Source organism: Kistimonas asteriae (assembly GCF_018263925.1).
Classification (GTDB): domain Bacteria; phylum Pseudomonadota; class Gammaproteobacteria; order Pseudomonadales; family Endozoicomonadaceae; genus Kistimonas; species Kistimonas asteriae.
This window is the reverse complement of record NZ_JAEVHF010000003.1, coordinates 294,162-307,427: the sequence shown is the minus strand read 5'-3', so window position 1 is coordinate 307,427 and position 13,266 is coordinate 294,162. Positions and strand designations below refer to the sequence as shown.

10 protein-coding genes are annotated in these 13,266 nt (G+C 56.3%); 8 read left to right on the top strand and 2 right to left on the bottom strand.

The window, feature by feature from the left end; translation table 11 throughout:
- Positions 1-48: 48 nt before the first annotated feature.
- On the bottom strand, positions 49-1,500 hold the full coding sequence (gene gatA, locus KHS78_RS05780) for an Asp-tRNA(Asn)/Glu-tRNA(Gln) amidotransferase subunit GatA (RefSeq protein WP_211826025.1): 1,452 nt from the start codon (positions 1,498-1,500) through the stop codon (positions 49-51).
- Between the two features lie 62 nt (positions 1,501-1,562).
- Complete coding sequence (gene gatC, locus KHS78_RS05775; protein WP_211826023.1) at positions 1,563-1,850, bottom strand: Asp-tRNA(Asn)/Glu-tRNA(Gln) amidotransferase subunit GatC; 288 nt, start codon at positions 1,848-1,850, stop codon at positions 1,563-1,565.
- A gap of 293 nt (positions 1,851-2,143) precedes the next feature.
- On the opposite strand from gatC, the gene KHS78_RS05770 reads away from it, so the two are divergent.
- From KHS78_RS05770 to tldD, 8 genes are all read left to right on the top strand, one after another.
- Positions 2,144-3,181 carry a rod shape-determining protein gene (locus KHS78_RS05770; protein WP_211826021.1) on the top strand — a complete coding sequence of 346 codons (1,038 nt, stop codon included), beginning with the start codon at positions 2,144-2,146 and terminating at the stop codon, positions 3,179-3,181.
- A 125-nt stretch (positions 3,182-3,306) separates the two neighbouring features.
- Positions 3,307-4,212: a rod shape-determining protein MreC gene (gene mreC / locus KHS78_RS05765; protein WP_425513962.1), complete on the top strand. Its 906-nt coding sequence runs from the start codon at positions 3,307-3,309 to the stop codon at positions 4,210-4,212.
- Positions 4,212-4,694, top strand: a complete 483-nt coding sequence (gene mreD / locus KHS78_RS05760) for a rod shape-determining protein MreD (RefSeq protein ID WP_211826019.1) — start codon at positions 4,212-4,214, stop codon at positions 4,692-4,694. The genes mreC and mreD overlap by 1 nt, the downstream gene beginning before the upstream one ends.
- Before the next feature lie 38 nt (positions 4,695-4,732).
- Positions 4,733-5,326, top strand: a complete 594-nt coding sequence (locus KHS78_RS05755; RefSeq protein ID WP_211826017.1) for a Maf family protein — start codon at positions 4,733-4,735, stop codon at positions 5,324-5,326.
- A gap of 171 nt (positions 5,327-5,497) precedes the next feature.
- A complete protein-coding gene (gene rng / locus KHS78_RS05750) occupies positions 5,498-6,967 on the top strand; it encodes a ribonuclease G (protein WP_211826016.1) in 1,470 nt (489 codons plus the stop codon).
- Positions 6,968-6,985: 18 nt separating this feature from the next.
- A complete protein-coding gene (locus tag KHS78_RS05745) occupies positions 6,986-10,870 on the top strand; it encodes a YhdP family protein (RefSeq protein ID WP_211826012.1) in 3,885 nt (1,294 codons plus the stop codon).
- Between the two features lie 14 nt (positions 10,871-10,884).
- Positions 10,885-11,712 carry a carbon-nitrogen hydrolase family protein gene (locus tag KHS78_RS05740; RefSeq protein WP_211826011.1) on the top strand — a complete coding sequence of 276 codons (828 nt, stop codon included), beginning with the start codon at positions 10,885-10,887 and terminating at the stop codon, positions 11,710-11,712.
- Between the two features lie 88 nt (positions 11,713-11,800).
- Positions 11,801-13,243: a metalloprotease TldD gene (tldD, locus tag KHS78_RS05735; RefSeq protein WP_211826009.1), complete on the top strand. Its 1,443-nt coding sequence runs from the start codon at positions 11,801-11,803 to the stop codon at positions 13,241-13,243.
- Positions 13,244-13,266: the final 23 nt, after the last annotated feature.

Genomic DNA, 13,266 nt, shown 5'->3' with positions numbered 1-13,266 from the left:
ACCTCTTTTCAGTCCTGCCGGGGTCGGCAGGCGGTCAAAATCAATCTGTTACAGGCCGGCCGGTGTCTGGGCGTGCCAGTCGGTAGCCATCTGGAACCGGTGCGCGATGTTCAGCAGGCGGCTTTCATCAAAGTAGTTGCCGGTCAGCTGCAGGCCCACGGGCAGTCCGTCCACAAAACCCGCCGGAAGGGTCATGCCGGGCAGACCCGCCAGGTTGGTGGCGATGGTGTAGATGTCCGACAGGTACATGGCGACCGGGTCGTCGGTCTTGTCGCCGATGGGGAAGGCCGGCGCCGGGGCGGTCGGGCCCATGATCACGTCCACATCCTGGAAGGCGCGGGTGAAGTCGTCCTTGATCAGGCGGCGGATCTTCTGAGCCTTCAGGTAGTAGGCGTCGTAGTAGCCGGCAGACAGCGCGTAAGTACCCACCAGGATACGGCGCTTCACTTCGCCACCGAAGCCTTCGCTGCGGCTGCGCTTGTAGAGGTCTTCCAGGTCCTGCGGGTCTTCGCAGCGGTAGCCGAAGCGTACGCCGTCGAAACGGGACAGGTTGGAAGACGCTTCCGCCGGAGCGATAACGTAATACGCCGCAACCGCCAGGTCGGAACTGGGCAGGCTGACTTCTTTGACGGTAGCGCCCAGCTTTTCGTATTCACGCACGGCATCACGAATGATGGCTTCGACGCGGCTGTCGAGACCGGCGGCAAAATACTCTTTCGGCAGACCGATGCGCAGGCCGTCCAGCGGCTTGGTCAGGTCGGCGGTGTAGTCCGGCACTTCGCGGTTGACGCAGGTGGAATCCTTCGGATCGTAACCGGCCATGACGTTCAGCATCATCGCGGCGTCTTCCGCGGTGCGGGTCATGGGGCCGGCCTGGTCCAGGCTGGAAGCGAAGGCGATCATGCCCCAGCGGGAAACACGGCCATAAGTAGGCTTGATGCCGGTGATGCCACACATGGAGGCTGGCTGACGGATGGAACCGCCGGTATCGGTACCGGTCGCGCCCGCTGCCAGACGTGCCGCGATACACGCTGCCGCACCGCCAGAGGAACCGCCGGGAATCATCTCGGTGTTCCAGGGGTTGCGCACGATGCCGTAGTAGCTGCTTTCGTTGGAAGAACCCATGGCGAACTCGTCCATGTTGGTCTTGCCCAACATGACGGCACCGGCATCCTTGAAATTCTGGGTGACGGTGGATTCGTAAGGCGCGATGAAGTTGTCCAGCATCTTGGAACCACAGCTGGTTTTCACGCCTTCGGTGCAGAAGATGTCTTTCTGCGCCAGCGGAATACCGGTCAGCGGTGTCGCCTTGCCTTCGGCGCGCAGCGTGTCCGCGTTACGGGCCTGATTCATGGCCAGTTCTTCGGTGACGGTGATGTAGCTGTTGTAGGTGGCGTCCAGGTCGCGGATCCGGTCCAGGTAGGCGCGGGTCAGCTCTTCGCTGGTGATGTCCCCGGCGGCCAGGGCGCGGGACTGTTCGGCTAATGTCTTGTTATGCATGTCTTGGTTTCAGGTGAATACAGGTTATGCCGGAGCAGGAAGTTCAGGTTGCTGTCGGCGCTTTATTCAATGACCCGGGGAACCAGGAACAGGCCGTCTTCCGTCGCCGGGGCGTTTTCCTGCAGGTGTTCACGCTGGTTGGTTTCTGTCACCACGTCCGGGCGCAGGCGCTGGATCGCATCCAGCGGGTGGGCCATGGGCTCGACGCCGTCGGTATCCACTGCCTGCATTCGGTTGATCAGTTCAAGGATGTTCACGATATTGTCCGTGGTCTTCTGGGCCTCTGTCTCGCTGATGGACAGACGAGCCAGATGCGCCACACTGGATATCGTGGAGCGGTCAATCGCCATAGGGATCATTCTCCGAAATGTGACAAATAAGCGAACCCTTCGATTGCGTGTGCAGGGTCAACGGGTCAAGTGCAATTAATCGGCTTAATGTAGGGGGTTGGCGTTTGAATCTCAAGGGATGCAACGGCCGGGATAGTGAATTGCGTGACAATATCGTTTCCTTACCGGCAAATGCAAGGCATACTTATCCTATTTTGCGGGTTGTACGGCATTCCCGCCATTGTTAGAGTTTTATGAAATATAACGGGGCTTAACAGTTTTTCCCCCCGGACCGTGCAGGGTAACATTATAAAATGCTGAAAAAATTAAGGGGCCTGTTTTCGACAGACCTCTCTATCGACCTGGGAACAGCCAACACGCTGGTTTACGTGCGTGAAAAAGGGATTGTCCTGGATGAGCCATCAGTTGTGGCGATTCGGAATCTGGGTAGCCAGAAAAGTGTGGTGGCGGTCGGTTCTGACGCCAAACGCATGCTGGGGCGGACGCCGGGCAACATCACTGCCATCCGGCCGATGAAGGACGGTGTGATCGCTGACTTCGATGTCTGCGAAAAGATGCTGCAGCACTTCATCAACAAGGTGCATGAAAACAGTGTCATCCAGCCCAGCCCGCGCGTGCTGGTCTGTGTGCCCTGCAAGTCCACCAAGGTGGAGCGCCGGGCGATACGGGAATCGGTGCTGGGTGCTGGCGCCCGGGAAGTCTACCTGATCGAGGAGCCTATGGCGGCCGCGATTGGTGCAGGCCTGCCCGTTGAGGAAGCCAATGGCTCCATGGTTGTGGATATCGGTGGCGGTACTACGGAGATCGCCATCATCTCCCTGAGTGGTGTTGTGTATTCCGAATCGGTGCGCATTGGTGGTGACCGGTTTGATGAAGCCATCGTGACCTATGTGCGTCGTCACTATGGCAGCCTGATCGGTGATTCCACCGCTGAGCGTATCAAGCAGGAAATCGCCATGGCGTATCCCATGGATGAAATCCGCGAGATTGATGTTCGTGGCCGTAACCTGGCCGAAGGGGTGCCGCGCAGCTTTACCCTGAACAGCCGTGAAATCCTGGAAGCGCTGGAAGACAGCCTGGCGGCGATTGTGCAGTCTGTGAAAAGCGCACTCGAGCAGTCACCGCCTGAACTGGCTTCCGATATCGCCGAGCGTGGCCTGGTGCTGACCGGCGGTGGCGCCCTGATGCGGGGCCTGGATACCCTGATCAGCGAAGAGACCGGCCTGCCGGTGATTGTGGCGGAAGATCCGCTGACCTGTGTCGCCCGAGGTGGTGGCAAGGCGCTGGAGATGATGGACAAGCACCGTATGGACCTGCTGTCCACCGAGTAGTTCCGTGCGTTATAGTTGATCCTGGCAGCCGGGCTTGATGTCCGGCTGTCGTGGTTCAGGGAAGGACGGATGACGTCCGGTGAACACCCAACGTTCGTGTTTCGTCGTGTATTCAGTCCTTTGGTATTTATCTAGAAGACTCGACGGGTCAGGAGTTTTCCATTAACCCTATCTTTCGTAAAGGTCAGTCAATCTGGGCGCGATTTACACTGCTGATGCTCGTGTCCCTGGTATTAATGTTTGTTGACCATCGTTTTGATTACCTGAAGCAGGCCCGGTCCTACCTCGGGGTTGTTGTGACGCCGATCCAGTGGCTGGCTGATACGCCTGCCCGCCTTTTTTCCCTTGCCAGTGATGCTGTTTCCTCCCATACCGGTCTGATTGAGGATAACGCCCGCCTCAATGCCCGTAACCTGATCCTTGAACAGAAACTGCAGAAATATGCTGCGCTGACTGCCCAGAATGTCCGGCTCAGGGAGTTACTGAATTCCTCCCAGGTGGTCGAAGAGCGGGTGACGGTGGCGGAGCTTATTGGGATAGACCCAGACCCGCAGGTCAAGCAGATCATCATCAATAAAGGTTCTGCGGACAATGTCTATGTGGGGCTGCCCCTGCTGGATGCCCATGGCGTCATGGGGCAGGTGATCTCAGTGACGCCGTTTACCAGTCGTGTTCTACTGATTACTGACAGTAACAACCGGGTGCCGGTGCAGGTCAATCGTAATGGTTACCGTGCTATCGCCGTCGGTACAGAAAGCGGGGATGACCTGGAATTACTGCATGTACCGGATACGGCGGATATCCAGGAAGGTGACCTGCTGGTGAGTTCAGGCCTGGGGCAGCGATATCCCTTTGGTTATCCGGTGGCGGTCGTGACTGAGGTGGCCCGTGATACGGGGCGTCCGTTTGCACGGATCGTTGCCAAGCCGGCCGCCCAGTTGAATGAGGGGCGTCTGGTCATGCTGGTCTTCACGGAGGCGGCAGAAGCAGCCCGACAACAGCAGGCTGACAAGCCGGAAGGAGAAGGGTGATGTATAGAACCGGGCATCACTGGCTGGTCTGGCTGACGCTGCTGCTGGCAGCGGTTCTCAGTATTATTCCCCTGCCGCCCTGGCTGGCACTGGCCCGTCCGGCATGGATGGCCATGGCCGTGATGTTCTGGCTGCTGGTGTTGCCACAGAATTACGGGGTGTTCTTTGCCTGGTGTATTGGCCTGCTGATGGATGTCATGCTGGGCGTTGTGCTGGGCCAGAACGCCATTGCCATGCTGATCCTCGCCATGGCCACCCACAAATCATACCGTCGACTGCGGCTGTATCCTCTCTGGCAACAGACCTTCATGGTGCTGATGATCATCGGGCTCTACCAGTTGACTTGCCTCTGGATAAACAGCGCCATTGGCCATATCCAGCCATCCCTGATTTATGTATTACCCGCTGTGACCAGTGCTCTTTTATGGCCCTGGTTATCCTTGCTTCTGCATAGTCTGCGACGCCGGTTCGGGATTGTCTGACCCACCGGCATTGGTCTGAACAATAAGGTGGTTTCACCATGAGTGCTGTATCGCTGTACCTCGCCTCCCGCTCCCCCCGGCGACGGGAGATACTGGACCAGATAGGGGTTCTCTATGATCTGGTGGCGGGCGATATTGATGAAACACCGAAAGCGGGTGAAGCACCGGAAACCTATGTTACCCGGATGGCTTCCGAAAAAGCCCGGGCCGGACTGGCGGCAATGGTGCAAGGCCAGTTAGTACAGCGGCCGGTTCTGGCTGCCGATACGTCTGTAGTGGTTGACGTCAAAATCCTGGGTAAGCCGGCTGACCGTGAAGAGGCTTTGGCCATGCTGACGGCGCTGGGAGGGCGCGAGCATCAGGTCATGTCTGCCGTTGCAATTGCGGATGGTGAACGCCTGGAGAGTCGTCTCAGTGTCACCCGGGTTTTGTTCAGTCCATTATCTGAGGCGCAGATCGCCCGTTACTGGGAGACCGGTGAACCCCAGGATAAGGCCGGCGCGTATGGCATTCAGGGGTTGGGCGGCGTCTTTGTACGGGAGCTTCAGGGGAGCTATTCCGGGGTCGTTGGCCTGCCAATTGCTGAAACCGTTGACCTGCTGGATTGTGTCGGCGTGCCGTACTGGCAATAATGAATGAACTGATCAGCTGTGTGGGTATTGCCCGTCATCGGGAAATCCACCGGGTTTAACCAAGAATAAGTGAGCCTGTCTTGCCATGTTCAGCGATAATAACGCATACCCCGGTACTGGCAGGCTTCGTCAATATGCCTGGAATCCGAGAAGTTTGGGGGATGTAAAGGGATGAGCGAAGAGATTCTCATGAATATCACGCCCATGGAATCCCGTGTGGCGCTGGTTGAAAACGGCGTTCTGCAGGAAGTCTATGTGGAGCGTAGCCGTAACCGCGGCATTGTCGGCAATATCTACAAGGGCAAGGTGGTCCGTGTGCTGCCGGGCATGCAGGCGGCGTTTGTCGATATTGGTCTGGAAAAAGCGGCCTTTATTCACGCCAGTGAAATCTTTGATCGCAACAGCCGTCCGGAAGGTGCGGGGGAGCCGGGCATTGTCGAGCTGGTGCGTGAAGGGCAGTCCATGGTGGTGCAGGTCACGAAGGATCCGCTTGGCACCAAGGGCGCCAGGCTCACCACTCATATCTCCATCCCTGCACGTTATCTTGTGCTGATGCCCCATAACAACCATGTCGGTATCTCCCTGCGTATAGAAGATCCCCAGGAGCGTGAGCGCCTTAAGGAGACCGTGGAACGGCTGTTGGAGCAGGAAAGCCTGAATGATAAAGGCGGCTTTATCCTGCGCACGGCAGCAGAAGGTATCGGTGAGCAGGAGCTGCTGGCGGATATCCTGTTCCTGCATCGCCTGTGGACAACGGTCGAGGAGCAGATTCGGGAATCCACGGCACCGGACTGCGTTTACGAAGACCTGCCGCTGCATCTGCGCACCATGCGTGACCTGGTCGAGCCGGACATTGAAAAAATCCGGATTGATTCGCTCGATACGTTCAACAAAGTCTGCAAGTTTGTCCGGAAGCTGGTGCCACACCTGGATGGCCGGGTGGAGTATTACACCGGTGAGCGACCGCTGTTTGACCTGTTTAGTGTGGAAGATGAAATCAACCGGGCGCTCAGTCGGCGGGTGGAGCTGAAATCCGGCGGCTATCTGATCGTTGACCAGACCGAAGCCATGAGCACCATTGATGTGAATACCGGTGGTTTCGTTGGGCATCGCAATCTCGAAGAAACCATTTTCAAGACCAACCTGGAAGCGGCCACGACCATTGCCCGGCAGCTTCGGCTGCGTAACCTGGGCGGTATCATCATCATTGATTTCATTGACATGGAAGATGTTGAGCACCAGCGCCAGGTCCTGCGCACCCTGGAGAAAAACCTGGAGCGGGATCACGCCAAGACCAATATTACCGGCGTATCAGAGCTTGGCCTGGTGGAAATGACCCGCAAGCGTACCCGGGAATCCCTGGAAAACACGCTCTGTGAGGCCTGCCCGACCTGTAATGGGCGCGGCACGTTGAAAACTGCTGAAACCGTCTGCTACGAAATTTTCCGGGAAATCATGCGCGAAGCCCGGGCCTATGAGAACGACACCTACCTGGTGTTGGCCTCTGAAGCCGTGGTGGACCAGCTGCTGGATGAAGAGTCGGACAATGTGGCAGAGCTGGAAGCGTTCCTGGACAAGACCATCCGTTTCCAGGTGGAACCCCGCTATTCGCAGGAGCAATTTGATGTCGTACTGGTTTGAGGGTGATCGGCGGAATCCATGAAGAGACTGGCAAAGGCAACATGGCTGGCATTTGCCGCAGTCATCATCTCCACGGCACTGACTGTCAGTGTCGTGCGTCTGCTGATGCCCTGGATGGACAATTTCAGGGATGAATTGCAGGTCTTTCTTGGAAATACGTTTAAAACCAAGGTCACTCTGACGTCTATCAAGGGACGTATCTACAACTACAATCCCGCCATTGCGGTGACCGGTATTCGTGTTTACCAGCAGGATCAGCCGGGCAAGACGGCGGTAGAGATAGATACCGCCATTCTGCAGCTGGATACCCTCGCCAGTATCCGTTCGTTATCACCGGTCTTTGACAGCATCACGGTGGATGGCGCCCAGATCAAGTTGACGTTCAACGACGGGCAGTGGGGTGTGGCAGGGTTTCCGGTACAAAATGCCGCAGCGAACCAGCAGACCGTGGTCAGGGAGCGTGACCTTAAGGAACTGACCGATGTTCTGAGTAATCAGGAAAGCATCAATTTCCGAAAGGTCTCTCTACAGGTCAGCAATAACGAGGGCAGTCAGGCCGGACTGATGGTGGAGCACCTCCGCGTCGGGGGGGCGAAAGCCAATCGCCACCTGTCCGGACGCCTGGTGACCGCGGGTGGAGATCTATTGTCGCTGAACCTGGCGGCAGAAGGACCGCTTTTGCGTTGGCCGGATATCCGGTTGTCCGGACACCTGAAAGCGGAACAGATCAATATCAAACCCTGGCTGCCCCTGTTTGAAGGCATTGTTCAGCAGCATCTTGGTATTAAGCTGAATCAGCTTCGTGTGGCAGCGGAGGTTCAGGCTGAATGGAATAAAGGGCAGTGGCAGGTCAGTAGTGATCTGAAAGCACCCATGCTGGACCTGGACTGGCAGAAGCGTACGTTGCCGCCACTGACGGATTTCAGTACCCGGCTGTTTGCCAAGGGGGATCAGCAGGACTGGCAGGCATGGTTGCAGGACTGGCAGTTTATCTTTGGGGGTATTCCCTATCCGCGCAGTCAGTTCTATTTTTCTTCTCGTCACGAGCCTGAGTCACAGCTGACGGTGGCGACCGACACGATTTCCCTCCAGCCGCTGAAACAGATGTTGGATACTGTGGCCCTGCCAGGTATTGCGGACAAACTCCTGCGGGTGCTGAACCCCCGTGGTGAGTTGGAGCAGGTGGTGCTGCGGTTTTATCCGGAGCGTGAAAAATTCGATTTTGACCTCGCGGCGGTACTGGATGAGGTCGCGGTGGACTCCTGGGAGGGAGCCCCCTCCGGCGAACATATTTCAGGCAAGCTCCGCATGACAGCCTGGGAAGGCATGCTGGACCTCGATAGCAAGGATTTTGTGCTGGGTCTTGATAATGTCTTTGATGAGGACTGGACCTATGAGCAGGTAACCGGGCAGTTGTATTGGCGGCTGACAGACGACGTGTATCGCCTGAGAACGGATCACATGCACTTTGTTGCCAAAGAGGGTGATCTTGACGCTCGATTCCGTTTGGATGTGCCGTTGGATGGTGAGCCGGTCACTATGGGGCTGGAAGTCGGTATCTCCAACGGCGATGCCCGTTATGCGGAGAAATACCTGCCGGTCAAGATCGGTATGGATGAGGAGCTGGTGCGCTGGCTGAAAACCGGTATTCACGGCGCTGCAATAACGGATGGCGCCTTCATCTGGAATGGACCGCTCGATGTGACGGATGCGCCCAATGATGTGACATGGGGGCTCTACTTCAATATTGAAAACGGCGAGTTGATGTACAGCCCGGACTGGCCGGAACTCAAGGATATTAATGGACTGGTGCTGGTTGATCAGGATGCCGTCAACGTGTCGGCCCGTCGAGCCCGTCTTTATGACAGTCGGGTAGTGAGCCTGAAGGCATCGGTGCCGGATCTGGAGACCGCAGATCCGCTGGTACTGAACCTGGAAGCTGGCCTGGTGTCAACCGGCAAGGATGGCCTCAAGCTGTTGCGCGAGACGCCTATTGCGGATGCTATCCATCATGCCGCGGACAACTGGACGCTGGGTGGTGATCTGGATATCCATCTCAATCTGGGTATCCCGTTGAAAGCCGGTTTGGAAGACAAGATTAATGTTGCCGTCACAACCGATAATGGCAGCTTCTCACTGCAGAGCCCGGAGGTCTCCCTCAAGAATGTAGCCGGGCAATTCCATTACACCACTGAAAAAGGGCTTTATACCCAGGGTTTACAGGCATTGTTGTATGACAAGCTGGTGAAGCTGGATATTCAGACGGATGTGAAGTCGGATACTGTGCGGTTAGGTCTGTCAGGGACTGCGAATGTGGCTGCCATCCAGTTGTCGCTGGGGCAGGATTTATCCCCCTGGCTTCGAGGGCAGACAACCTATCGGGCTGACCTGATGATACCGGATAAAGGAGGGATTACCCTGGATGTGACCAGTGACCTTAAAGGTATCACCATCCCTCTGCCTGCGCCGTTGGGCAAGACTGAGCAAGCGACCCGGAAACTCCAGGTCAGTGCCACCCTGCCTGACAAGGGGGCGGTAACGGTGCGTACGACGGTGGGTGGCGAGATTACATCGCTCCTGCGGCTGGATGGACAGACATTAAAGTCTGGTGTCGTTTATTTTGGCAAGGGGAAACCCCGTTTGCCGGAAACCGGTCTTCAGGTTGCGGGTGGCCTGAAAACACTGGATTTATCACCATGGCGAAAATGGTGGCAGGACTATAGTCAGGCATCAACCGAAGATGATGCTAAAGGCAAAGGTGCAGGTGCTGAGGGATTGGCAGTGGGTGGACTGGAGCTGAGCGTCAGTGATTTTTCCATTCAGCAGCTGAAAGTGGATGACTATGTGCTGGATGACACCCGTTTCAGTGTCCTCAGCGACCCGCGTGGCACCCATATCCGATTAACGTCGCCGATGGCAAAGGGCACCCTGACCGTGCCGAATCAGGATGCCCCGCTGGTTCTTGATGTGGAAAAACTGGTGTTGCCAGAATCGCTGCTGGCCCAAGAGGAAGAACCTAAGCCGGAGCAGGCAGAGAAAGATCCCCTGGCGGATGTTAATCCGAAGACGATTCCGGTCATGGACATTGATATACGGGATGTGCGAATTGGAGAACGTGAGTTTGGCAAAGTCAGTCTTCAGACACGGAAAACCGATACAGGTATTGTTCTGCAGGAACTCAATGGAGCCCTGGGCGGACTGGCGTTGCATGGGGCGCTGGCGTGGAATCTGGTAGACGGTAAACCTGATACCCATTACAAGGGGCATATCTCGACCGGTGATTTGAAGCGTGTGCTGGCCAGTTGGGGATATCCCGATCGCATTACGACGCGTAAAGCGGTGTTTACTGCCGATGTGGCCTGGCCCGGTTCACCGGCCGCCTTTATGGCAAAGCATCTGAAAGGTCGCGTCGGGATTGATATTAAGGATGGGCGTTTCCTTTCCTCGGACGCTGCATCTGGTGTGCTGCGTATTTTCGGTATTCTCAACCTGGATTCTATCACCCGCCGCTTGAAACTCGATTTTTCAGACCTGTTCAAGTCGGGTGTCACGTTTGACCGGATCAAGGGGGTGATGAACTTCAATGAAGGACTGATTACCTTTGCCGAGCCGATAGAAGTGTCCGGTCCGTCGTCGAACTTCAAACTGGGGGGCGTGATTGACCTGCTCAAGCAAAACCTGAACCTGGAGCTGGTGGTGACGTTGCCCGTTACGGAAAACCTGCCGCTGGTCAGCTTGTTGCTGGGGCAGCCCCAGATTGCGGGTGCCATTTACCTGTTCGATAAACTCTGGGGCAAGAAGGTTGAGCAGCTGGCCAGTGTCCGGTATGAGATCAAGGGGCCTTTCGCGGACCCTGATGTGAAACTGGACAAGCTGTTTTCCAACAAGGTCAAGAAAGACTGATTGCCGGGGTGGTCATGGCAAACGTTGCTGTTATTCAGATGAATTCTGGTCCTGATGTCGACGCGAACCTGAAAGAGGCTGAGCGTTGGCTCTCACAGGCAGCGGCTCGTGGTGCAGTATTGGCCGTTTTGCCGGAATGTTTTAGCTGCCTGGAGGGAAACCTGAAACAACTGGGGTTGGAGGAAGGGCGTTCCGCAACCATTCAAGCGTTTCTTTCTGGTCAGGCGAAGACGTTGGGATTGTGGATTATTGGTGGTACTACGCCCTGTAGCTCACAGGGGACAGATTCCCGTCCTGATGAACGACACTTTGCGAGCTGTTTTGTTTATGACCCTGAAGGTCAACAGCAGGCCCGTTATAACAAGATGCATCTTTTTGATGTGGAGGTTGCGGACGGTAAGGGCACTTATCGTGAATCCGACAGCTATCGGCATGGTGATCAGGTAGTGAATGTGGAAACCGCGGCGGGAAAGGTAGGGTTGTCTGTCTGTTATGACCTTCGCTTTCCTGAGTTGTATCGTGCGTTGTCTGCGCAGGATACAGAAATATTCACGGTGCCAGCCGCATTCACCTGGGTGACAGGCGAAGCACACTGGGAAGTGCTGTTGCGAGCCCGGGCTATTGAGAACCAGTGTTTTGTTCTGGCCGCCAACCAGTGTGGACATCATGGCAAGGGCCGGGAAACCTGGGGTCATTCCATGATTATTGACCCATGGGGTGAAATATTGGCAGAAGCCGGCGATGAGCCGGGCGTGATCATGGCAACACTGGATATGGCCCGGCTGGCGGAGGTTCGGCAGCAGATGCCCTGCCTGTCCCACCGTCGGTTATGCGCAAAATAACCGACGGTTATCCATACTGTTCTTGTGCCGGTTCACAGCCTCTCATACCATAGCCCTAAGACAAGCGGGAAAAGCCAGAGAATAATTCATGACAGATATTCTGAGTCTCGCCAGAGAACACCTGCTGGCACCATCAAGCCTTGAAGACAAGCATATCGAGCAGGTCCTCCATGGGATGCTGGGGCATCAGATTGATGCCGCGGACCTCTATTTCCAGAGCAGCCGCCATGAAGGCTGGGTGCTGGAAGACGGCATCGTCAAGGAAGGTAGTTTCAACGCGGATCGCGGGGTCGGCGTACGCTCCATGAGCGGCGAAAAAACCGGTTTTGCTTATGCCAATGATATTGAGCTCACTGCGCTGGAAGCGGCAGCAGGCGCCTCGCGGAGTATTGCCCGGCAGGGGCAGTCGCGTGCTGTGCAGGCCTGGGGGAGAAGTCAGCCGCTCAGTCTCTATGATGAAATCAATCCACTGGATACCCTGAGTCGGGATCAGAAAGTTGAGCTGCTTAAGAATGTTGACCAGGCCGCCCGGCAGGAAGACAACAGAATTAAGCAGGTCACCGTCAGTATGGCTGGCGTGTATGAAACCATTCTGGTGGCAGCCAGTGATGGTACGCTGGCTGCAGATATTCGGCCGCTGGTGCGTCTGAATGTCAGTGTGATTGCCGAAGAGAATGGCCGGCTTGAGCGGGGTTCTTTTGGGGGCGGTGGTCGTGGCACGTACCAGATGTTCCTGGACGGCGACCTTTGGCATGATTATGCACGGGAGGCGGTGCGGCAGGCGCTGGTCAACCTTGCTGCCGTACCGGCACCGGCCGGTGCTATGCCCGTAGTCCTTGGAGCAGGCTGGAATGGTGTCTTGCTGCATGAAGCGGTTGGGCATGGTCTGGAAGGGGATTTCAACCGTAAAGGCAGTTCTGCCTTTTCTGGCCGTATCGGTGAGCGAGTCGCGTCTCCGCTGTGTACGATTGTGGATGATGGCACGATTGCTGGCCGTCGGGGCTCCTTGAATATGGATGATGAAGGCGTGCCTTCTGAATGCACCGTATTGATTGAGAATGGCATTCTCAAGGGCTATATGCAGGACAAGATGAATGCCCGTCTGATGGGCGGAGTCTCAACCGGCAATGGTCGCCGTGAGTCCTATTCCCACCTGCCCATGCCGCGCATGACCAATACTTACATGCTGGCCGGTTCCGATGAGCATGATGAGATCATCGCTTCGGTGGATAAGGGCATCTATGTGGCCAATATGGGCGGTGGGCAGGTTGATATCACTTCGGGTAAATTCGTGTTCTCCACCAGTGAGGCTTATCTGATTGAGAACGGTAAGGTCACCTCGCCGGTCAAGGGGGCGACATTGATTGGCAATGGGCCGGAAGTCATGAACCGGGTGTCCATGGTGGGTAATAACCTGAAGCTGGATACAGGAGTAGGGGTTTGCGGCAAGGATGGGCAGTCTGTACCCGTTGGTGTGGGTCAGCCGACCTTGAAGATTGATGAAATCACGGTGGGCGGCACCGGCACCTGATAGTTGTGACAGGCAGTCTCCTG

What these genes read in the sequence shown, in the direction of transcription:
- gatA (WP_211826025.1), bottom strand. Translation starts at nt 1,500, where the DNA reads ATGCATAACAAGACATTAGCCGAACAGTCCCGCGCCCTGGCCGCCGGG.
- gatC (WP_211826023.1), bottom strand. Translation starts at nt 1,850, where the DNA reads ATGGCGATTGACCGCTCCACGATATCCAGTGTGGCGCATCTGGCTCGT.
- KHS78_RS05770 (WP_211826021.1), top strand. Translation starts at nt 2,144, where the DNA reads ATGCTGAAAAAATTAAGGGGCCTGTTTTCGACAGACCTCTCTATCGAC.
- mreD (WP_211826019.1), top strand. Translation starts at nt 4,212, where the DNA reads ATGTATAGAACCGGGCATCACTGGCTGGTCTGGCTGACGCTGCTGCTG.
- KHS78_RS05755 (WP_211826017.1), top strand. Translation starts at nt 4,733, where the DNA reads ATGAGTGCTGTATCGCTGTACCTCGCCTCCCGCTCCCCCCGGCGACGG.
- rng (WP_211826016.1), top strand. Translation starts at nt 5,498, where the DNA reads ATGAGCGAAGAGATTCTCATGAATATCACGCCCATGGAATCCCGTGTG.
- KHS78_RS05745 (WP_211826012.1), top strand. Translation starts at nt 6,986, where the DNA reads ATGAAGAGACTGGCAAAGGCAACATGGCTGGCATTTGCCGCAGTCATC.
- KHS78_RS05740 (WP_211826011.1), top strand. Translation starts at nt 10,885, where the DNA reads ATGGCAAACGTTGCTGTTATTCAGATGAATTCTGGTCCTGATGTCGAC.
- tldD (WP_211826009.1), top strand. Translation starts at nt 11,801, where the DNA reads ATGACAGATATTCTGAGTCTCGCCAGAGAACACCTGCTGGCACCATCA.